Source organism: Luteibacter sp. (assembly GCF_036500425.1).
In the GTDB taxonomy this organism is placed as follows: domain Bacteria; phylum Pseudomonadota; class Gammaproteobacteria; order Xanthomonadales; family Rhodanobacteraceae; genus Luteibacter.
This window is the reverse complement of sequence record NZ_DASYCB010000027.1, coordinates 1-19,349: the sequence shown is the minus strand read 5'-3', so window position 1 is coordinate 19,349 and position 19,349 is coordinate 1. Positions and strand designations below refer to the sequence as shown.

At 64.6% G+C, this 19,349-nt stretch carries 19 protein-coding genes; 11 read left to right on the top strand and 8 right to left on the bottom strand.

Translation table 11 applies throughout. The features are described from left to right. The first annotated feature begins 113 nt into the window (after nt 1–113). The 6 genes from VGN46_RS06755 (at nt 114) to VGN46_RS06730 (ending at nt 4,694) form a co-directional block, all read left to right on the top strand. Nucleotides 114–755, top strand: coding sequence for a DUF5671 domain-containing protein (locus VGN46_RS06755; RefSeq protein ID WP_331642002.1), 642 nt, complete (start codon nt 114–116; stop codon nt 753–755). Further along, nucleotides 752–1,198, top strand: coding sequence for a hypothetical protein (locus VGN46_RS06750; protein ID WP_331642000.1), 447 nt, complete (start codon nt 752–754; stop codon nt 1,196–1,198). Before VGN46_RS06755 ends, VGN46_RS06750 begins: the two co-directional genes overlap by 4 nt. Before the next feature lie 208 nt (nt 1,199–1,406). Continuing rightward, a complete protein-coding gene (locus tag VGN46_RS06745) occupies nt 1,407–1,778 on the top strand; it encodes a hypothetical protein (RefSeq protein ID WP_331641998.1) in 372 nt (123 codons plus the stop codon). Between the two features lie 31 nt (nt 1,779–1,809). Next, complete coding sequence (locus tag VGN46_RS06740) at nt 1,810–2,778, top strand: multidrug resistance efflux transporter family protein (protein WP_331641996.1); 969 nt, start codon at nt 1,810–1,812, stop codon at nt 2,776–2,778. Between the two features lie 55 nt (nt 2,779–2,833). Then, nucleotides 2,834–3,289, top strand: a complete 456-nt coding sequence (locus VGN46_RS06735; protein ID WP_331641994.1) for a hypothetical protein — start codon at nt 2,834–2,836, stop codon at nt 3,287–3,289. A gap of 175 nt (nt 3,290–3,464) precedes the next feature. Then, complete coding sequence (locus tag VGN46_RS06730; protein WP_331641992.1) at nt 3,465–4,694, top strand: MFS transporter; 1,230 nt, start codon at nt 3,465–3,467, stop codon at nt 4,692–4,694. Nucleotides 4,695–4,765: 71 nt separating this feature from the next. Here VGN46_RS06730 and VGN46_RS06725 read toward each other — a convergent pair whose 3' ends face one another. Genes VGN46_RS06725 through VGN46_RS06715 form a run of 3 tightly spaced genes read right to left on the bottom strand, consistent with a single transcriptional unit; the run spans nt 4,766 to nt 7,132 of the window. Continuing rightward, nucleotides 4,766–5,656, bottom strand: a complete 891-nt coding sequence (locus VGN46_RS06725) for a LysR family transcriptional regulator (RefSeq protein ID WP_331641990.1) — start codon at nt 5,654–5,656, stop codon at nt 4,766–4,768. Between the two features lie 4 nt (nt 5,657–5,660). Further along, nucleotides 5,661–6,527 carry an acyl-CoA thioesterase II gene (tesB, locus tag VGN46_RS06720; protein WP_331641988.1) on the bottom strand — a complete coding sequence of 289 codons (867 nt, stop codon included), beginning with the start codon at nt 6,525–6,527 and terminating at the stop codon, nt 5,661–5,663. A gap of 47 nt (nt 6,528–6,574) precedes the next feature. Beyond that, nucleotides 6,575–7,132, bottom strand: coding sequence for an N-acetylmuramoyl-L-alanine amidase (locus VGN46_RS06715; RefSeq protein ID WP_331641986.1), 558 nt, complete (start codon nt 7,130–7,132; stop codon nt 6,575–6,577). A 45-nt stretch (nt 7,133–7,177) separates the two neighbouring features. Here VGN46_RS06715 and VGN46_RS06710 point away from each other — a divergent pair, with 45 nt between their 5' ends. The 3 genes from VGN46_RS06710 (at nt 7,178) to VGN46_RS06700 (ending at nt 10,327) form a co-directional block, all read left to right on the top strand. Continuing rightward, the gene (locus VGN46_RS06710) at nt 7,178–7,696 is read left to right on the top strand and encodes an alpha/beta hydrolase (RefSeq protein WP_331641984.1); all 519 of its coding nucleotides are present in this window, start codon (nt 7,178–7,180) and stop codon (nt 7,694–7,696) included. Beyond that, nucleotides 7,693–9,837, top strand: coding sequence for a bifunctional 23S rRNA (guanine(2069)-N(7))-methyltransferase RlmK/23S rRNA (guanine(2445)-N(2))-methyltransferase RlmL (rlmKL, locus tag VGN46_RS06705; protein ID WP_331641982.1), 2,145 nt, complete (start codon nt 7,693–7,695; stop codon nt 9,835–9,837). The genes VGN46_RS06710 and rlmKL overlap by 4 nt, the downstream gene beginning before the upstream one ends. 76 nt (nt 9,838–9,913) lie before the next feature. Next, nucleotides 9,914–10,327: a hypothetical protein gene (locus VGN46_RS06700; protein ID WP_331641980.1), complete on the top strand. Its 414-nt coding sequence runs from the start codon at nt 9,914–9,916 to the stop codon at nt 10,325–10,327. A gap of 131 nt (nt 10,328–10,458) precedes the next feature. Here the strand turns inward: VGN46_RS06700 and VGN46_RS06695 are convergent, their stop codons facing one another. Next, a complete protein-coding gene (locus VGN46_RS06695) occupies nt 10,459–10,896 on the bottom strand; it encodes a DUF6491 family protein (protein ID WP_331641978.1) in 438 nt (145 codons plus the stop codon). A gap of 187 nt (nt 10,897–11,083) precedes the next feature. Between VGN46_RS06695 and egtB the strand changes: the two genes are divergently transcribed. Next, nucleotides 11,084–12,352, top strand: a complete 1,269-nt coding sequence (gene egtB / locus VGN46_RS06690) for an ergothioneine biosynthesis protein EgtB (RefSeq protein ID WP_331641976.1) — start codon at nt 11,084–11,086, stop codon at nt 12,350–12,352. After that, a complete protein-coding gene (gene egtD, locus VGN46_RS06685; protein WP_331641974.1) occupies nt 12,349–13,335 on the top strand; it encodes an L-histidine N(alpha)-methyltransferase in 987 nt (328 codons plus the stop codon). The genes egtB and egtD overlap by 4 nt, the downstream gene beginning before the upstream one ends. A 17-nt stretch (nt 13,336–13,352) precedes the next feature. Here the strand turns inward: egtD and mfd are convergent, their stop codons facing one another. The 4 genes from mfd to VGN46_RS06665 all read right to left on the bottom strand — a co-directional run bounded on the left by mfd (nt 13,353) and on the right by VGN46_RS06665 (nt 19,334). Next, complete coding sequence (mfd, locus tag VGN46_RS06680) at nt 13,353–16,802, bottom strand: transcription-repair coupling factor (protein WP_331641972.1); 3,450 nt, start codon at nt 16,800–16,802, stop codon at nt 13,353–13,355. 153 nt (nt 16,803–16,955) lie between these two features. Continuing rightward, nucleotides 16,956–17,864 (bottom strand): cation diffusion facilitator family transporter, encoded by a 909-nt coding sequence (locus tag VGN46_RS06675; protein ID WP_331641970.1) that lies wholly within the window; start codon nt 17,862–17,864, stop codon nt 16,956–16,958. A 32-nt stretch (nt 17,865–17,896) separates the two neighbouring features. Further along, nucleotides 17,897–18,403, bottom strand: a complete 507-nt coding sequence (locus tag VGN46_RS06670) for a Slp family lipoprotein (RefSeq protein ID WP_331641968.1) — start codon at nt 18,401–18,403, stop codon at nt 17,897–17,899. Nucleotides 18,404–18,431: 28 nt separating this feature from the next. After that, nucleotides 18,432–19,334: a 23S rRNA (adenine(2030)-N(6))-methyltransferase RlmJ gene (locus tag VGN46_RS06665; RefSeq protein ID WP_331642021.1), complete on the bottom strand. Its 903-nt coding sequence runs from the start codon at nt 19,332–19,334 to the stop codon at nt 18,432–18,434. Nucleotides 19,335–19,349 lie beyond the last annotated feature (15 nt).

The window sequence follows — 19,349 nt, the reverse complement described above, 5'->3', positions numbered from 1 at the left end:
ATGGGGGCTCGCGGGAAGGTCCATCGCGCGCAAGCGCGCTCCTACAGACCGTCCTCGGCAATGCCTCTCGAACATGGCTATGATCCGCTCCACACGGACTCAGGAGAGGGTGCATGGCAGGCAGCACGCAGGAACTGGAACGTTTCGTCCACGCCGCGCTGGACCGGGGGCAATCCCGGCAAGCGATCGAGCAGGCGCTGGTCAACGCAGGCTGGGCGCCCGAGCAGGTAAGGCCTGCTCTTGCCGCCTATGCGGAGAGTGATTTTCCTATTCCCGTGCCGCGGCCGCGCCCCTATCTCTCCCCGCGCGAGGCTTTCATCTACCTCGTGATCTTCACGACGTTGTACCTGAGCGCGTTTCATCTGGGGGCGCTGCTTTTCAACCTGATCAACCGGGCCTTTCCCGATGCGACGCAACGGGTCGAGTACTTCAGCCTGGGTCCTGATCTTCGCTGGTCGCTCGCGTCGGTGATCATCGCGTTCCCGGTCTTCCTTTTTCTGTCCTGGCGCAATGAGCGAACGCTGGAGCGGCACCCGGCAAAGCGGCAGTCTGCCGTGCGTCGCTGGCTGACGTATCTCACGCTGTTCGTCGCGGCAGTGGCACTCATCTGTGACCTGACCACGCTTGTCGACCATTTCCTTGGCGGCGAACTAACGATGCGTTTCATGCTGAAAGTGATCGTGGCCGCGATCATCGCCGTGGTCGTTTTCACGTACTACCTGCGCGACCTGCGCCGTGACGAGGTGGATGCGTGAGCGGCCGTGGCGTACTGGCCATCGCCGTCTCCGTCGTCATGCTGGCTGCCGTTGCCGCCGGGTTATGGATCAATGGAACGCCGAACCACCAGCGCCTGCGTGCACAGGATGAGCGCCGCGCGAGCCTGCTTACGGGGCTTGCCACGCGCCTCGAGGCTCAAGTGTCACTCTACGGAACATTGCCTGAGAACCTTGCGGAGATCGCCGTCGAGTCGGAACGCCTGGATCCGGTGACGAAGACACCCTTTGGCTATACGCACAAGGGTACCGACTACCGGCTTTGCGCGGTCTTCGCCATGGCTGGCGAGGAGGGGGCTGCGGCCGAACTACCGTTCCGTCGGCATGCCGAAGGGCGCGTATGCTTTGATCGCTCCGCGGATGTGAAGAAGACACCCGGCGCCGCAAACGCGTACTACCTCGGTACGGGCCGTCCGTCACGTTAATCAAAAGCTTGCCTCGGATACCTGAGAAAGCGCGCGCAGCCCGTCCACAGATGATCATGCGCTGGGCGGAACACAACGAGGCGGCGTAGGAGCGCGCTTGCGCGCGATCCCCGACGAAGCGCGATCCTGAACGCCACCCCGAAAGCAATTGACTCCCGCCCACCAGCCACCATCTAAGGCGCATCCCCCATTCACCGGTAACACCCCCATGAACGCCGAACGCTTCGTTCAGGCCCTGCAGGATGCCGTGGTTCGCGACAACCTCGCGGTCTACGCGGACCTGTTCAGGATGAACCCCGACCAGGCGGTCGACCCGCACTGGGTCCGGGCGCTCTCGCTGTTCCAGGCCCTGGACGAGAACGGCAAGGCGACCCTCATGGACATCGTCTGCCAGGTCATGGTCGAGACCACCGCCAACCTGCTTGGCATCGCGGATGGCTGCTGCCCGGTGGCGGGCGTGAAGGGTTCGGTGGGGCTCGTGGTCGATGGCCGCTCCATCGGCGGTGACCTGCAGGAGCTGTTCCTGGAGCTCAACGAGCTCAACGAAGCGGCTGACGAAGGCGTGCGCCGGCTGGCATAGTCGGGGTCGTTCCACCCCCGCAAGGCTCTCCATGCGTTCCACTGTCCTGAAGGCCGTGGCGATCGCGCTGCTGTCGGCGCTGTTCTTCACGTTCACCTATGTGCTCAACCGTGCCGTCGTCAGCAGTGGTGGCCATTGGCAGTGGGCGGTGATCCTGCGCTACCTGTTCACGCTGCCGCTGCTGGCGATCGTGCTGCCGTTCCAGGGCGGGTTGGGCAACCTTCCTTCCGAATTGCGCTCACACCCGCGGGCCTGGCTCGGCTGGAGTTCCGTCGGCTTCGTGCTGTTCGGTGTGCCGCTGACGTGGGCGGCCTCCAGTGGCCCCTCGTGGCTGATCGCCGGCAGCTTCCAGATGACCGTGCTGGCTGGGCCGTTGATGGCTCCGTTTATCTATCGCGATGAGCGGGCCCGCTGGCACGTCGGGGCGCTGGCGATCGGCGCCTTGATCGTGGCCGGCGTCATGTTGCTTCAGTTCGGGAATGCGCACGGCTCGCTGGATCTGTCAGCATGGCTGGCGGTGGGTGCCGTGGTGCTCGCAGCGTTCGCTTATCCGCTGGGCAACCGGAAGATCCTCCTGCATCTCGAACGGACCGGGACGAAGCTGGGCCCGGTGCAACGTGTGTTCGGCATGACGCTGGCGAGCTGGCCGCTGTGGCTGGTGTTTGCTGGCGTCACCTGGGCCACGATCGGCCCGCCCACGTCGCATGAGGCGCTGTTGGCGGGCGGTGTGGCGTTGTCGTCCGGCGTGATCGCCACCGTGCTGTTTTTCCACGCCACCGAGCTGGTGGGGCGCCAGCCAACGGCGTTGGCGGCGGTGGAAGCGATGCAGGCAGCCGAATTGCTGTTCGCCACGATGATCGGGGTGATCTTCCTGCGTGAAGCACTCCCCGGGGCTGTCTCCGGCCTGGGTGCCGTGGCCATCGTGGTCGGCATCGTCCTGTTCGCCTGGATCAGCGGGCGGGAAGGGCATCCGGAAGAACCGGGCGACCGGGGTGCTTGACGCTACGCCAACAGGCGGTCCGCGTAGGCTGGCGTCGTTCAAAGGAGCTACTGCCATGAAAACCGCCGCCGTCCTGCTTCTCCTCGCGTTGCCCCTTGCCGGCCATGCTGAGCCGCCGCCCGGCACCCACGGGCAAAAGGCGCCTGCCGCTGAACCGATGAAGCGCTTTCAGTGGCGCGACGAGGCGGCCGGTTACACCTTCGTCGCGCCGCCGCGCTGGGCGGGGAAGGTGAAGGCTGTGCCGTTGGCTTCTGCTGAGCTGGCCAAGTCCGGGGCGACGAGTGGGGTGAAGTTTGTGGCGGGAACGAAAACCTTGCTGGTCCTGCTCTCATCGGATGACGAGCGGGCCAAGGCGGTCATGGATGCCGGTAATCGAGAGCTGTCGCGACACGACGGGCATGTCGTCGCGGTACACACGGCGACCGACTCCGGCGACCTGGCCCTGACAGACGAAGAGCTGGCTCAGGCAGTGCAGTGGGACGGCCAGATAGCAGGAACATCCCTGCGCTAACACCCCCTGTAGGAGCGCTCTTGCGCGCGATGGGTGCTCGCGGCACGCCCTGTCGCGCGCAAGCGCTCTCCTACATTAAGTCGTTTAGCCTATCGAACCTGAGGTTTTGCGGTATCGATTCGACTCAATTCAGGGTTTAGCCTAAGCGCATTGGCTCATTCCCTGGAGGTCCCTCGTGGACGGCTCGTCGCCCGCTGCGCCGGCGGTGGTTGATCGGCGTATTCGCCATGGCACGCCTGCGTTCCGGCGTACCAATCTCGCGCTGTTCTCGTCGGGTTTCGCGACCTTCGGCCTGCTGTACTGCGTGCAGCCGTTGATGCCCGCGTTCTCGCATGAGTTCGGCGTAGATGCGGCGACCAGCTCCTTGTCGTTGTCTCTGACGACGGCCGTGATGGCTATCGGCATGCTGTTCGCGGGCGCCATCTCGGATGCGTTCGGCCGCAAGCCGATCATGCTGGTGTCCCTGCTTTCGTCGTCGATCCTCGTATTGCTCACGGCGGTTTCCCCGAGCTGGGCGTTGTTGCTTGCGGCTCGCGCGTTGCTCGGCGTCACGCTGGCTGGCCTGCCTGCCGTGGCGATGACGTACCTAAGCGAGGAGGTCCACGGTGAATCGCTCGGCTTCGCAATGGGCCTGTATATCGGCGGCAATGCGATCGGTGGCATGAGTGGCCGCCTTATCTCCGGCTTCACGGCGGATCACGCGTCGTGGCGCGTCGCGGTCGGTGTCATCGGTGCGTTGGGTCTTCTTGCGGCCTTCCTTGTGGCGAAAGGTCTGCCGCCATCCGTGCATTTCGAAAAGCGCCGCGCACGTCCGCGTGCATTGCTCGCAACATTCGGCGAGCTGCTCAAGGACAAGGGCCTGCCATGGCTATTCGCCGAAGGGTTCCTGCTCATGGGCGCCTTCGTCACCATCTACAACTACGTGTCGTACAGGCTGCTCGCACCGCCGTTTTCGCTATCGCAATCGCACGTGGGCGCCATCTTCATGGTGTACCTGATCGGCGTGGGCGCCTCAGCCTGGATGGGTTCGTTGGCCAGCAAGCTAGGTCGCGGTAAGGTGATGTGGACCACCTTCGTGATGATGCTGGCAGGTGTGGCGCTTACGTCGAGCAGTTCACTCTGGGCCATCGTCATCGGCATCGCACTCATCACCTTCGGCTTCTTCGGTGGTCATTCCATCGCCAGCGGCTGGGTAGGCATGCGCGCAAAAAGCGCCAAGGCACACGCCTCGTCGATGTACCTGTTCTCGTACTACATGGGCTCAAGCATCGCCGGCTCGCTTGGCGGCGTAGCCTGGGTGCATGCTGGCTGGGCAGGTGTGGCGATCTACGTGGCCGTGCTCGTCGCAGCAGGCCTCGCCATCTCCCTAAAACTGCGCGGCCTAAAAACAGCGCCTAACCTGTAGGAGCGCGCTTGCGCGCGATGGGTGCTCGCCGCAATCCCGTCGCGCGCAAGCGCGCTCCTACAAGGGGCGGGTCAGGCTTTGAGCATCAGCTGCATGAAGGTTTTTACGAGCGGCGAGGTGTCGGTCCGGCGGTGGACGAGATGGAGTGCACTTGCCGCATCGGGTGAATCGATGGGTACGTACGCAACACCTTCGACATGGAGCAAGCGCATCGATTCGGGAAGAACGGCGACGCCGAGCCCGGCGGCGACGAGGCCTACCATGGTGGCGGATTCGCCGGCTTCCTGGGCAATGCGTGGTGCAAAGCCTGCGTTGCGGCACATCGTCTGGACTTGCGCGGCGACACCCGTGCCGGCGTTGCGGCTGAAGACGACGAAGGGCTCGTCCGCAAGCTGTTCGACAAGTACGCGAGGGCGGCGGCCTTTTGCCAGCGGGTGATCCGCGCGCAACACGGCGACCAACGGATCATCGACCAGCTTTCGTGCTATCAGCGGTGGCGGCAGCTCAGTGCCGCGAATCAAACCCACCTGCTGCGTGCCGTCCAACAATCGCTCGATTTGCTGCAGTGAGTTGTATTCCTTCAACACCAGCCGCACGGCGGGATAAACCTCACGGAACGCCCGCACGGCACGTGGGAAACGCGCGATCAACGGTGTGCTCTGGGTGAAGCCGACATGCAACTCGCCGATCTCGCCGCGCTCGGCGCGCCGGGCGAGGTCGCCGGCGTCGTCCACACGTCGGATGATGTCGCGAGAAGCATCCAGGTAAACGCGCCCAGCGTCCGTTAACTCAACACGCCGGTTAGTCCGCCGAAGCAAACGCACGCCCAGCTGCGCCTCGAGATCGCGAATCTGCTGGCTCAAAGGCGGCTGGGAAATTCCCAGCCGCTCGGCGGCGCGGCTGAAATGCAGCTCGTCGGCCACGGCGATGAAGTAACGCAGGTGCCGTAGCTCGATGTTCATGCGCTCAGTCGGGGCGGACGCGGATGAGGCCTTCCTGCGCGGTGCTCGCGATGAGCTTGCCATCGCGCGTGTAGATCATGCCGCGGGCCAGGCCGCGGCCGCCCTGCGAAGTCGGGCTATCGAATGAGTAGAGAAGCCAGTCATCGATGCGGAACTCGCGGTGGAACCACAAGGCGTGGTCCAGGCTGGCCATCTGCATATTGCGGGTGAGGTAGGAGATACCGTGCGGCAGCGTGGCCGTGCCGATCAGGTGGAAATCCGACGCGTAGGCGAGCAACGCCTGGTGCAGCGAAAGCGTATCGGCGATCGGCGCGGTCAGGCGAAACCAGATGTGCTGGTAGGGCGGGCGCTTGGCCGGGCGCAGTTCATCGCGCGGCCAAACATGGCGGAATTCGAACGGGCCATCCTTGCCGAGCCAGCGCTGGGTCTTTTCTGGCAGGCGTGCGAGTTGTTCGGCCGACATGGCCGGCATCGGCTCGACATCCTCAGGCGCGGGCACCTCGGGCATGGACATCTGGTGGTCGTAGCCAACCTCGGGCACCTGGAACGAGATGGAGCCATTGAGGATCGGCTGGCCGTGCTGGATCGCGACGACCCGGCGCGCAGAGAAGGAGCCACCATCGCGGGTGCGCTCCACGCTGTAGACGATCGGCGCGTCGATATCGCCCGCGCGGAGGAAATAGGCATGCAGCGAATGGGCGACGCGGTCCGACGGCACCGTGCGCTGGGCGGCGGAGAGCGCCTGGCCCAGCACCTGGCCGCCGAACACGAACTTGGTGCCGATATCGCGGCTCTGGCCACGGAAAAGGTTATCTTCGAGGCGCTCGAGTTCGAGCAGTTCGACGAGCTCGCCGACGTGGTTGTCCTGCATGGGTATCCCTTTGGGAACAGTGCGCGTTAGCGGCCGATTATAGGGAATCAGACCTTGAGCCGGCCGAGCCGGCCGTCATCATAGGCCCGCGCCCAGGGGAACTGCGGGCCAGGGTCGCGCTTGCGCGGCACTTCGTTCTCCGGGTCGTCGCTGGAGGGAACCATCGCCGTATCCAGATCTTCGTGGCCCGCAATGTGGCGCAGGGAAGGGAAGCGGGCGACCAGTTCATCCAGCAGCGCGCGCAACGCCGCGATCTGTGCCGCAGGGTACGGCTCGGTCATTTCCTGCTTCGCGGTGTTGAACCAGTCCGGGTAGCGGCCCAGGTTCACCAGCTCGATGCCGATGGAACGGGGGTTGTAGCCACGCGTGTGGTTGGCCACCCGCAGCGGATCGACGTAACAGAGGATCGAGCCATCGCGGTCGACGTAGTAGTGGCCGGACGCACCGGTGCCGCGATCTTCATAGAGCACGCGCTCGCCATACTCCCGGGCCATGGCCAGGTCAGGCAGTTCAGTGCAGTGGATGACCACCAGGTCGATAGTGTCGCCGGCCCGTTCAGGCAGACGGGATTCATAAGGCAGGGGGGCGTGCAGGATGTCGATCATGCCGCTTTGATAACATAGGCAGTCGATCCGCGTACGGAGACCGCCATGCGCGGCCACATCATTCTTTCCCACGGGTCCGATTCCGGCCCCGACGCCACCAAGGTGAGCGCGCTGGCCGCCACGGCCGAAGCCCTCGGCTGGACCACCCACCGCCCGGATTACCGGGAGGACGACCGCATGGGCCACGCCGGCTCGATCGATCCGCGTCTGGCACGCCTGGCCGAGGCCATGGCTGCCTCGCCGGTACCGCCGGTCCTGGTGGGCTCGAGCATGGGCGCCTTTGTCTCGGGTCTGGCTTCGCTGGATACCCCGGTCGCCGGCCTGTTCCTGCTGGCCTTGCCGACCGAAATCCCGGGCTATCCGCGCGCCTTCGCCGCCAGGGCGGACGTGCCGGCGTTCCTCGTCCATGGGTACGCCGATGATGTCTGCCCGGTGGAAGGTGCGATCGCCTTCGCCCGCGGCCAGGGCGCGCCCCTGCTGCTGGTGCAGGACGACCACCGCCTTTCCGACACCCTTGGCGAGATCGACGCCGAATTCCGCCGCTTCCTGGATCACCTGGCATGAACTTTTTCGCGACGTGCCCCAAGGGCCTTGAGTACCTGCTGAAGGACGAACTGGTCGCCATGGGCGCCGAGGACGTGAAGGAGGCCCTCGCCGGCGTGTCCTTCACTGGCGGCATGGAGACCGCCTACCGGGCTTGCCTCTGGTCGCGCATGGCCAGCCGTGTGCTCCTGCCGCTGGCCGAGTTCGATGCCGCGACGCCGGAGGACCTCTACCAGGGCGTGCAATCGATCAACTGGGCGGAGCACATCGCCCCGCACGGCACCCTGGCCGTGGACGCCAACACGGCGCTGAGCAAGCTCACCCACAGCCAGTTCATCGCCTTGAAGACCAAGGATGGCATCGTCGACCAGTTCCGCACCGCCAGTGGCTCGCGCCCTGATGTGGAAACCGAAGAGCCGGATGTGCAGGTGAACGTGCGCGTGCGCCGCGACCGCGCCACCTTGTCGATCGACCTCTCCGGTTCGCCGCTGCACCGCCGTGGCTGGCGTGAGCGCCAGGGCGAGGCCCCGCTGAAGGAAAACCTCGCCGCGGCGATGCTCGTCCGCGCCCAGTGGCCGCGTATCTACGCCGAAGGCGGCGCGCTGGTCGACCCGATGTGCGGCTCCGGCACGCTGCTGATCGAAGGCGCCCTGATGGCTGCGGGCGCCGCGCCCGGCCTGCGCCGCGGATATTTCGGTTTCCTGGGCTGGCGGAAGCACGATTACTCGCTGTGGAAACAGCTGTGGGAGGAGGCGAAGGCCACCACCGATGAAGGCATGCGCAACCTGCGCCCGGCGTTCTTCGGCAGCGATTCGGACGCGAACATGGTCCAGACCGCCAAGCGCAACGCCCAGACCGCGGGCGTGGCCGGCTTCATCCACCTCGATCGCCGCGATGCGGTGCATGTCGAGCCGCCGCCGGAGACACCGTCGGGCCTGGTGATCACCAACCCGCCTTACGGCGAGCGCCTTGGCGATCGCGCGGAGCTGCCGCAGCTCTACCGCGAGCTCGGTCAGGCGCTGAAGGAGCGGTTCCCTGGCTGGCGCGCCGCCGTCCTTGCGGGCGATGAGGAATTAGGCCGGGCCATGCGCCTGTCGCCGGACAAGCGCTACGCCCTCTACAACGGCGCGCTGGAAACCCCGTTGTTCACCTTCAGCCTTCGCGCACAGGGCGATGCCCCGCCTCGCGAGCTTAAGCCGTTGTCGGACGGCGCGCAGATGCTGAAGAACCGGCTGGAGAAGAACGTCCGCCACCTGCGCAAGCGGCTGACCCGTGAAGGGATCACCTGCTGGCGTGCGTACGACCAGGATCTGCCCGAATATGCGGCGGCCATCGACGTGTATGAAGACTGGCTGCACATCCAGGAATACAAGGCGCCGCAGGACATCCCCATCGATGTGGCGCGTACCCGGTTGCGTGAGGTGGTACGCGTAGCTGCCGAGGTGCTGGGCATTTCCCGCGACCATATCGCGGTGAAGACCCGTGAACGCGGGAAGGGCGGTTCGAAGTACGGCCAGTTCGACCAACAGGGCCAGTTCGTTGAGGTCAACGAGGGCGGGCTGAAGTTCCTGATCAACCCGACCGATTACCTCGATACGGGCCTGTTTCTCGATCACCGGCTGGTTCGCGCCAAGATCCGGGAACTTGCCGCCGGCAAGCATTTCCTCAACCTGTTCGCCTACACCGGCACCGCGAGCGTTTATGCGGCCGATGGCGACGCCCGGGATACCACGACGGTCGACCTCTCCGGCACGTACCTGGATTGGGCGTCGAAAAACCTGGCCCTGAACGGATTCACCGGCAACCGCCACCGCCTGGTGCAGGAAGACGCGCTGAAGTTCCTCGAGACGCGCTCCATGCAGTACGGGTTGATCTACGTCGATCCGCCGACCTTCTCCAACTCGAAGAAGGCCGACGACTTCGACGTGCAGCGCGACCACGTGAAGCTGCTGTTGCTCTGCCTGGAGCGCTTGCTGCCGGAAGGCGTGATTGTTTTCTCAAACAATTTCCGTCGATTCCAGCTTGATAGGGCGGCCCTGGAACCCCATTTCACCATTGAAGACTGGAGCGCGCCGAGCATTCCGTTCGACTTCACCCGCCGCCACGACATCCATGGTTGCTGGCTGCTCCGCAGGCCGTTCGTGAACCCGTGGAAAACGTGAAAGGGGGGTGCAGAAAACTTCAGATTTGATTCAGTGGCCGGGCGCGAATCTGCGCTCACCTGAGGAGGTAACTGTCATGAAAGCCAAGTTCGTTAAGTCCGCTGTTGCCCTTGCTGCCGTAGGCCTCATGGCGTTCGCGCCAGCCTCGTTCGCGGGTGGCTGGGGCCATGGCGGTTACCACGGTGGATACCACGGTGGTGGCTACTACCGCGGTGGTGGTTATTACGGTGGTGGCTACCGTCACGGTGGCTACTACGACCACAGCGGTCGCTGGATCGCAGGCGCGATTGTCGCCGGCACGGTGGGCGCCCTGGTTTACAACGCCGTGCAGCCGCGTACCGTCGTCTATGACAACGGCCCGGCGTATTACAGCCGCCCGGCCACGGTCGTCTACCAGGATGCGCCGGTGACCCGCCGCGTCACCACCACCACGACCACGTACGACGATGGCTATTCGACCACCCGTTACGTGCGCGACGACGGCTATTGATCGCGACATAGCCTGACCAAAAAAAGCCCGGCCAATGGCCGGGCTTTTTTTGTGCCCCCTGTAGGAGCGCGCTTGCGCGCGATGGGTACTCGCCGAGCCCTCCATCGCGCGCAAGCGCGCTCCTACACGTCTCAGTGAGCGGCGCCGCTGTTGCCTGGGCCGGAGCTCTTGTGCTTCGCCTTCTTTTCCAGTTGCTGGTAGGTGGCTTTGTCGATCTGTTCCACCGACACGATCTGGCAGGGCGGGTCATCCCGGCGGACGATCTGCTCGTTGATGGAACCGCAGATCCGCCCGGCGCCAAGGGCCTGGTTGCCCGGTGACGACTTGAAGCGAACACCGCCGCCAAGCCCCATGCGCGGGCAGGCCACGTCCGTGCTGATCTTGAAGAAGTTCGGGCCGTTGGCGACGGCCACGGTGCGGTCATCGGCGACGACGTAATTGCTGATCCGGTCCGTGCGCATGCAATCGTTGAACTGGAGCTCATGGCGGTCCTGGGGCGGGTCACCAGCGGCACTGGCGGCCACTGAGACAAGGAGCAGGCAGGCGGCGGTCAGGTAACGGGCAGACATGGCGAAACCCTCGCTGGTTGGGAATACCACGTTAAGCCGGATCGCAAACAAAAACGAGAGGGGGCGGGGGCTTGGTCCATCTCCCGTTAAGGCCGCAGGCATAACCACTCACACCGGTTGAACGTTTCCTAGGGCATGGTCATGCGTCATGGCTGACGGATCGTCGGCTGACCATGGAACCCCGCGCATGACCGCTCGCCCGCTCGGCATCGCCCCCTCCACGGCCTCCGGCGTGGCGCTCTCCGAACGCTTCCTTCGCATCCGCCACCGCACGCTTGAACTCGCGGCGCGTTTGCAGCCCGAAGATACGGTGATCCAGTCGATGCCCGACGCCAGCCCAACCAAGTGGCACCTGGCGCACACGACATGGTTCTTCGAGCAGTTCATCCTTGGACGCGATGAGGCGTATGTCTCACCGAATCCGGAATGGTCGTATCTGTTCAATAGCTATTACCAGTCCGTGGGGCCGATGCATGCGCGCCCGCGACGCGGTCTTCTCACCCGCCCGTCGCTTGATGACGTTCTCGCGTATCGCGCCCGCATCGACGAGGCCATCGCCGAACGCATTGCGCGCGACGACGACGGAGTGTTGCCAACGCTCGTGGAACTCGGTGTGCAACACGAACAGCAACACCAGGAATTGCTGCTCACCGATATCAAGCACGCATTCGCGCAGAATCCCCTGGAACCGGCGTACGCGTCCGACGCGCCGCGTGCGCTGTCAGTGGCCGCGCCGACGCTGCGCTTCGTTCCTTTCGACGAGGGAATCGTGGAAATTGGCTACCACGGTGACGGTTTCCATTTCGATAACGAAGGTCCTCGCCACCGCACGTACCGCCAAGCCGGTTCGCTCGCTAATCGTCCTGTCACGAACGCGGAGTACCGTGCCTTTATCGACGATGGTGGTTACCGCACACCGACGCTGTGGCTCTCCGATGGCTGGGCCACGGCGCAATCCGAGCAATGGCAGCGCCCTTTGTACTGGGACGACGCCTGCGAGACCGAATTCACGCTGCAGGGCAGGCATGCGATTGATCCGCACGCACCGGTCTGCCACATCAGCTACTTCGAAGCCGATGCATTTGCCCGCTGGGCCGGCGCGCGGCTGCCGACCGAGACGGAATGGGAAACGATGGCGACGGGCATGCCAGTCCGTGGGAACCTTCAGGACAACGGGGTGTTCCAACCCCGTGCCACCTCGTTCGAAACGGAACTCGGGCAAATGTACGGCGACTGTTGGGAATGGACAATGAGCCCTTATGTCAGTTACCCGGGGTTCCATCCGCTCGCTGGCGCGCTGGGTGAGTACAACGGAAAGTTTATGAATGGGCAGTGGATCCTCCGCGGCGGTTCCTGCGCGACACCTGCTGACCATGTGCGTGCGACCTATCGCAACTTTTTTCCGCCCCATGCCCGTTGGCAGTTTTCGGGGCTACGACTTGGAAACGATCGATGAGCGCTCAACCGAAAGACATCCGCCTGGATGATCGCCACCCGGATATCGAAGATACCCTCCACACCGTTCGTCGTGGCCTCGCGGCGAAGCCAAAGAAGCTTCCGTCTCGCCTGTTCTACGACGAACGCGGTTCTGCGCTGTTCGAAGCGATCTGCGAACAACCTGAGTACTACCTGACGCGTACCGAGATCGCGATCATGCGCGATCACGCGGCCGATATCGCCGACGCGTTAGGCCCGGATGTGCGCCTGGTCGAATACGGCAGTGGCAGTGGCATCAAGACCCGCATGCTGCTCGAACACCTCGAAACCCCTGTTGCGTACGTGCCAGTCGAGATATCGCGTACCGCATTGATGGAAAGCGTCGCCGAGCTCGCCTCGCAATTCCCCAGCGTGCCCATGCAGCCGGTGTGCGCGGACTTCACCCAGCCGCTGCGCTTGCCGGTCGCCGCGCGGTCGCCGCGGCGGACGGTCATCTATTTTCCGGGTTCCACTATCGGCAACTTCGAATCGAAGGAAGCCATCAGGATCCTGCGCCAGATGCGCACTGAAATGAGCGACGGCGGCGGGATCATCGTCGGTGTCGACTTGAAGAAAGATCCGGCGGAGATTGAAGCCGCCTACAACGATGCCGCAGGCGTCACCCGCGACTTCACCCTCAATATGCTCGTGCGGTTGAATCGTGAGGTCGGTACGGATTTCGATGTAGACGCCTTCCGCCACCGTGCGCGCTATAACGCCCTGGCGGGACGCATCGAGACCACACTGGTGAGCACGAAGCGCCAGGACGTCCGCGTCGGCCATGATGTGTACGCATTCCGCGAGGATGAAGCGATGCAGGTGGAATACAGCTGCAAATATTCGCTCGATGACTTCGCGCAGATGGCAAACAAAGCCGGCCTCTCCGTGGCGCAGGTCTGGATGGACCCCGATCAGCGTTTCAGCGTGCAGTACCTCGTCCGCTCAACCCCCCTCGTTTCCTGATAACCCTACAAATCAGGTCAGGTGGGTCTGCGGGCGCCGAGGGAAACCAGCAAATCCTGCGCGGTGCGGATGCGCTCGGCGCTGCCGGGTAGCTCCATGATCACGCGCAGCTTGTCCTGGCCATCCATCTTGAACACGCGTGGCTGCTGCTGGATCAATCTGATCAGCGCGACGGGATCGATATCCGGCTTGTCGCGGAAGGTGATGCGACCGCCGCTGGGGCCGAAATCGACCTTGCGGATACCTAGCGGCGTCGCCATCAGCTTGAGCTGGGCCACGGCGAACAGGCACTTGGCCTGCTCCGGCAGCAGGCCGAATCGATCGATCATTTCCACCTGCAGCTCGCGCAGGCCCTCGTCGTTGCGAGCGCTTGCGATGCGCTTGTACAGGGTCAGGCGTGTATGCACATCGGGCAGGTAGTCGTCGGGGATCAGTGCGGGCAGGTGCAGTTCCACCTCGGTCTCGTGTTCGGAGGTGAGGTCGAAGTCCGGAATTTTGCCCGAGCGTAGCGCGCGCACCGCGCGGTCCAGCAACTCGGTGTACAGGCCGAAGCCGATTTCCTGGATCTGGCCCGACTGTTCATCGCCCAGCATCTCGCCGGCGCCGCGGATTTCCAGATCGTGCGTCGCGAGGGTGAAGCCCGCACCCAGCTCTTCCAGCGAGGCCAGCGCCTCGAGGCGCTTTTCGGCATCCGCCGTCATCGCCTTGCGATCCGGCACGATGAGATAGGCATAAGCGCGATGATGCGAACGGCCCACGCGGCCGCGTAACTGGTGCAGCTGGGCCAGGCCGAAACGATCCGCGCGATTGACGACAATCGTGTTGGCCGTGGGGATATCGATGCCCGATTCGATGATGGTCGTGGAGACCAGCACGTTGAAGCGCTGGCGGTGAAAATCCGCCATCACCTGTTCCAGCTCGCGCTCGGGCATCTGGCCGTGGGCGACGCGGATGCGCGCTTCCGGGATCAATTCACCCAACTCGCGGGCCATGCGATCGATCGATTCCACTTCGTTGTGCAGGAAGTAGACCTGGCCGCCACGGGCCAGCTCGCGCTGGATAGCCTCACGGATCAACGCGGGCTGCCAGGTGGAAATCAGCGTGCGGACGGCGGTGCGGTGCGCCGGCGGTGTCGCGATGATGGAAAGATCACGCAAGCCACTCATGGCCATGTTCAGCGTTCGCGGGATCGGCGTGGCGGTCAGCGTCAGCAGGTCGACCTCGGCGCGGAGCTTCTTCAGCTGCTCCTTCTGGCGCACACCAAAACGCTGTTCCTCATCGACGATGACCAGGCCGAGACTCTTGAAACGGATATCGGGCTGCAACAGCTTGTGCGTGCCGACCATGACATCGACCTGGCCATCGGCCAGACGCTCCAGCGCGTTGTCCACTTCCTTCTTCGATTTGAAGCGGGAAAGCACCTCCACGCGCACCGGCCAGTCGGCGAAGCGATCGGCGAAGTTACGATAGTGCTGCTGGGCGAGCAGGGTGGTCGGCACAAGGACGGCGACCTGCTTGCCCGCGGTCGCAGCGGCGAAGGCCGCACGCAACGCCACCTCGGTCTTACCGAAACCTACATCACCGCAGACCACGCGATCCATAGCGCGCGGCGCGGCCAGGTCGACGATGACGGCATCGATGGCACGCTGCTGGTCCAGGGTTTCTTCGAACGGGAAGGTGGCGGCGAATTCTTCGAGCATCTGCCGGTCGACCGGCAACGCTTCGCCTTGCTTGGCCTCGCGCTGCGCGTAGATCGCCAGCAGCTCGGCGGCGACGTCGCGGACCTTCTCGGCGGCCTTCTTGCGTGCACGTTCCCACGCATCGCCACCCAGTGAGTGCAGGGGGGCCAGTTCGGGCGCGGTACCGGTGTAGCGGCTAACCAGGCCGAGCTGGGCCACGGGGACGTAGAGCTTGTCGCCCTTGGCGTACTCGATGGTGAGGAACTCGCCTGGCATGTCGCCGACATCCAGGGTCAGTAAGCCCTGGTAGCGTCCCACGCCGTGATCGATATGGACGATCGGCGAGCCGATCTGCAGCTCGGTCAGGTCCTTGATGATGCTTTCGGGGTCGCGCGCGGCGCCAGTACGCTTGCGTCGTTCAGTGCGTACCCGCTCGCCGAAGAGTTCGCGCTCGGTAAGCACCGTAAGCGCCGGCTTGGTCAGGGCAAAACCCTGTTCCAGCGAGGCTACGGTGATCGTCAGCTTTTCATCGGATTCAAGGAAGGCCTTCCAGCCGTCGATGTTCGCGGGTTTCAGGCTCGCGCCGGCCAGCTGTTCGATCAGCGCCTCGCGGCGGCCGGCCGAATCGGCGGCGATCAGCGTACGGCCGGGGTAATGGGCCAGGAAGTGGCGTAACGCCGTGCCCGGCTCTTCGCCCTTGCGGTTGAGTGGTAGTTCCGGCGCGGGCTGCGTCCCCAGGTCCACGGCGTGTTCGTGGGCCTTCTCGACCACATCGACGCGCACCTGCTTGTTGAGCTGTTCGCGCAGGTGGTCCGGCGGCAGGTAGATCTCGGCCGGCGGCAGCACGGGGCGTTCAATATCGTGTGCCCGCTGGTCATAGCGGTCGTTCGCTTGCTGCCAGAACGCGGCAGCGGATTCGAGGACGCCCTCGCCCAGCACGAACAGGGCGTTGTCGGCGATGTACTCGAACAGTGTCTCGGTCTTTGGGAAGAACAACGGCAGGTAATACTCGATGCCGCCGGGCGTCACGCCTTCCTTCATGTCCTGGTAGAGCGGGCAACGGCGGACGTCGATCGGGAAGCGATCGCGCAGCGCGACGCGAAAGGCCTTCGCCGCTTCATCGGTGACCGGAAACTCGCGAGCAGGAAGCAGATCCACGCCTTCGACCTGCTGCTGCGAGCGCTGGGTTTCCGTATCGAAGGTGCGGATCGATTCGATCTCGTCATCAAACAGCTCGATACGGTAAGGCTCGCTGGCGCCCATGGCGTAGATATCGATCAGCGCGCCACGCACGGCGAAGTCACCGGGCTCGGCCACCTGGGGCACGTTGCGGTAGCCGGCGGCTTCCAGACGGCGCTGTTCGGCGCTGATGTCGAGCTTCTGGCCCTTGCGCAGCACCAGGCCGGAGCCGGTGATATGGGTGCGCGGGGCGATCCGTTGCATCAGCGTTGCTACCGGCACGACCAATACGCCGCGCTTGACCGACGGCAGGCGGTACAGCGTGGCGATGCGCTGCGAGACCACCTCGGGGTGCGGGCTGAAGACGTCGTAGGGCAGGGTTTCCCAGTCGGGGAAGTGCAACACCGGGAGCTCGCCGGCAAACACGCCCAGCTCGCTCTCCAGGTTGTCCGCGCTGCGCGTGTCGCGGGTCACGACCACGAGCAGGCCCTCGTGCGTTCGGGCCGCCTCGGCAACCTCCAGGGCCCAGGCCGAGCCATGCGGCACGGCCCAGTAGCGGCGGGTCTTGGCGTTGGCGGGGAGGGGCGGGCGCGGGAGCGTTACGGGCATCGTTGGGCAGGGATCTTCGGCTTGGCTAGCCGGTTATTGTACAGGCCCGGCGTCAGGGCTCCGTTAGGCTTATCGCGCGCAAGCGCGCTCCTGCAGGATCTGCGCAGGTCTGGTGTAGGAGCGCGCTTGCGCGCGATCGCCGGTGCCTCACGGTCAATCCGTGTAATCCGGCTCAAAGAAACTCCAGCGCACATCCTTAAAGCGGGCCTTGAAGTCCGCCTCGACGATATTGATGGCCTCGATCATCGCCCGCGGCGTGGGCGCGGGGGCCATCTTCGCTTTGGTGGCGACCATCACGTCGGGGCCCATCTGCAGGGTGAGCAGGTTGTAGACCTGCTCGATCTCGGGGCGGGCTTCGAGGAACGCGACCATCTCGGCACGGCGTTTGGGCTCGACGCCCTGGCCGATCAGCAGGGCCTTGACCTCGCGGGCGACCGCGATGGCCACCACGATCAGCAGGACGCCGATGCAGATGGTGCCGACCGCATCGAACAGCAGGTTGCCCGTGAGCATGGTAAGCACGACGGCGGCCAAGGCCAGGCACAGGCCGATCAGGGCCGCCAGATCTTCGCCGAAGATCACCAGCAGCTCGCTGGCGCGGGTCTCCCGGAACCACTCCCACAGGGGCTGTTCGCCACGCGCCTTGTTCACTTCCTGCATGCAGCCGTGCATGGAAATGCCCTCGGTGATGATCGAGAACACCAGTACGCCCACCGCCAGCCACGGCCAGCTCAGTGGCTCGGCGTGGGTGAGCTTGTGCACGCCTTCGTACACAGAGAACATGCCGCCGACGCTGAACAGCAGGATGGCGACCAGGAACGACCAGAAGTACAGGGCACGGCCCCAACCCAGCGGGTAATCGGGTGAGGGCGGCCGCTTGGCCTGGCGCATGCCGAGCAGGAGCAGGGCCTGGTTGCCGCAATCGGCCAGCGAGTGCACGGCCTCGGCCATCATGGCGCCGGAGCCGGTGAAGATAGCGGCCACCAGCTTGGCGACGAAAATGGCGAAGTTGGCGCCCAGTGCGAGGAAGATCGCGCGCTTTGAATCAGCGTGGCCCGACATGTGGGTCCTTGTCCCTGAAAGATCGCAAGATCTTAGCGGATGACGCCCACGCCGACACCGAAGCTGATGTTCGGATGGCCGCCCTGCATCTCCTTGGCGGTCCACACGTGCGACTGGTTCACCGAGACCAGCGGGAAGGTGTAGCTGGCCTGGCCGACGTTGCCGGTGCGCGTACCATTCAGCCGGCCGGACACGGTGACCAGGCCGCCGGCCGGGAAGTCGAGGCTTTCGACATAACCGGGCATGGCGGCGATGAAGCGGCCGCTGCCGGTGTCGTCGGCCTTCGGTCGCTGCGAGCTATCGAGTGGGTAGGCGAGTACTTCGATCTCGCTGTGGTCGGTGTAGTTCTTGACCTGGACGATCCGGCCGCCCCAGATCACGTCGGAGCTGGCATAGCGTTCCGGCTCGCGGGCTACCTGGGCGGGTGGCACCGAGACCGAGTTAGGCGTGGCCTTGTAGATCGGCGCCGGCGCGCAGCCGGCGAGCACGAGGGCGAGTACGGCGGCAGGGGCGGCGAGACGGACGATAGACGGGCGCATGGGTCGACTCCTGGCGTGTACGGTGACTTTACCGTCTTGGTAGCGGACGCGGTGGATGCGCGACGTGTAGGGGCGCCGGATCCTTGCCTTCCTCGACCAGCCAGGTCAGCCGGTATTCGGATTCGCCGGGCTGGCCCAGCAGCTTTGGCAGCATTTTCAGGCCATCGCGAATGGCGTCATCGAGCTTCCACGGTGCATTCACGATGACCATGCCGGTGCCGTTGAGGCGCAACGGGGAGTCGTCCTTGTGCAGGAGGAACTCGGCAGCCAGCACGCGCTTGGCGCCGCTCTTGGTGGCCAGCCAGCGGTGGAACGGCTGGACCTGGCTGCGGACCTTGATCGGGTACCAGACGGCGAAAATGCCGGTGGGCCACTTTTCCATGGCGGCCTTGAGCGCCTTTTCGATCGTGCGGAACTCGCCTTCCTGCTGTTCGAACGGCGGGTCGATCAAGACGAAGCCGCGCTTTTCCTTCGGCGGGACGAGGGCATTCAGGGCCTCGTAGCCATCGCGGTTGTGTACGTGGATGCGGTTGTCGTGGTGGAAGAGCTGGCGCAGGTGGCCGGCTTCCTCGGTGTGCAGCTCGCAAAGCTGGGCGGTGTCGGTCTCGCGCATGAGGTGCGCGGCGAACCAGGGCGAGCCGGGGTAATAGCGGATGTCGTCGCCTTCGTTGCAGGCGCGGACGGTTTCGAGCCATTTCCACAGGATCGGCGGCAGGCCGCTGGCGGCCTTGAGCTGGTTGACGCCTTCGTCGGCTTCGCCGGTCTTGCGGGCATGGACGCCGCGCAGGTCGTAGCGACCGCTGCCGGCGTGGGTTTCGATGTAGCAGAAGGGGGTGTTTTTCTGCTTCATGGCATCGAGCAGGGCCACGAGCACCATGTGCTTCATGACATCGGCGAAGTTGCCGGCGTGGTAGGCGTGGCGATAGTTCATGCCGCGATTATACCT

Excerpts from the sequence above, each read along its gene's own strand:
- egtB (WP_331641976.1), top strand. The coding sequence starts at position 11,084 with ATGACCGCTCGCCCGCTCGGCATCGCCCCCTCCACGGCCTCCGGCGTG.
- egtD (WP_331641974.1), top strand. The coding sequence starts at position 12,349 with ATGAGCGCTCAACCGAAAGACATCCGCCTGGATGATCGCCACCCGGAT.
- VGN46_RS06700 (WP_331641980.1), top strand. The coding sequence starts at position 9,914 with ATGAAAGCCAAGTTCGTTAAGTCCGCTGTTGCCCTTGCTGCCGTAGGC.
- tesB (WP_331641988.1), bottom strand. The coding sequence starts at position 6,527 with ATGCAGGACAACCACGTCGGCGAGCTCGTCGAACTGCTCGAACTCGAG.
- VGN46_RS06725 (WP_331641990.1), bottom strand. The coding sequence starts at position 5,656 with ATGAACATCGAGCTACGGCACCTGCGTTACTTCATCGCCGTGGCCGAC.
- VGN46_RS06695 (WP_331641978.1), bottom strand. The coding sequence starts at position 10,896 with ATGTCTGCCCGTTACCTGACCGCCGCCTGCCTGCTCCTTGTCTCAGTG.
- VGN46_RS06755 (WP_331642002.1), top strand. The coding sequence starts at position 114 with ATGGCAGGCAGCACGCAGGAACTGGAACGTTTCGTCCACGCCGCGCTG.
- VGN46_RS06715 (WP_331641986.1), bottom strand. The coding sequence starts at position 7,132 with ATGATCGACATCCTGCACGCCCCCCTGCCTTATGAATCCCGTCTGCCT.
- mfd (WP_331641972.1), bottom strand. The coding sequence starts at position 16,802 with ATGCCCGTAACGCTCCCGCGCCCGCCCCTCCCCGCCAACGCCAAGACC.
- VGN46_RS06665 (WP_331642021.1), bottom strand. The coding sequence starts at position 19,334 with ATGAACTATCGCCACGCCTACCACGCCGGCAACTTCGCCGATGTCATG.
- VGN46_RS06740 (WP_331641996.1), top strand. The coding sequence starts at position 1,810 with ATGCGTTCCACTGTCCTGAAGGCCGTGGCGATCGCGCTGCTGTCGGCG.
- VGN46_RS06735 (WP_331641994.1), top strand. The coding sequence starts at position 2,834 with ATGAAAACCGCCGCCGTCCTGCTTCTCCTCGCGTTGCCCCTTGCCGGC.
- VGN46_RS06710 (WP_331641984.1), top strand. The coding sequence starts at position 7,178 with ATGCGCGGCCACATCATTCTTTCCCACGGGTCCGATTCCGGCCCCGAC.
- VGN46_RS06675 (WP_331641970.1), bottom strand. The coding sequence starts at position 17,864 with ATGTCGGGCCACGCTGATTCAAAGCGCGCGATCTTCCTCGCACTGGGC.
- VGN46_RS06670 (WP_331641968.1), bottom strand. The coding sequence starts at position 18,403 with ATGCGCCCGTCTATCGTCCGTCTCGCCGCCCCTGCCGCCGTACTCGCC.
- VGN46_RS06745 (WP_331641998.1), top strand. The coding sequence starts at position 1,407 with ATGAACGCCGAACGCTTCGTTCAGGCCCTGCAGGATGCCGTGGTTCGC.
- rlmKL (WP_331641982.1), top strand. The coding sequence starts at position 7,693 with ATGAACTTTTTCGCGACGTGCCCCAAGGGCCTTGAGTACCTGCTGAAG.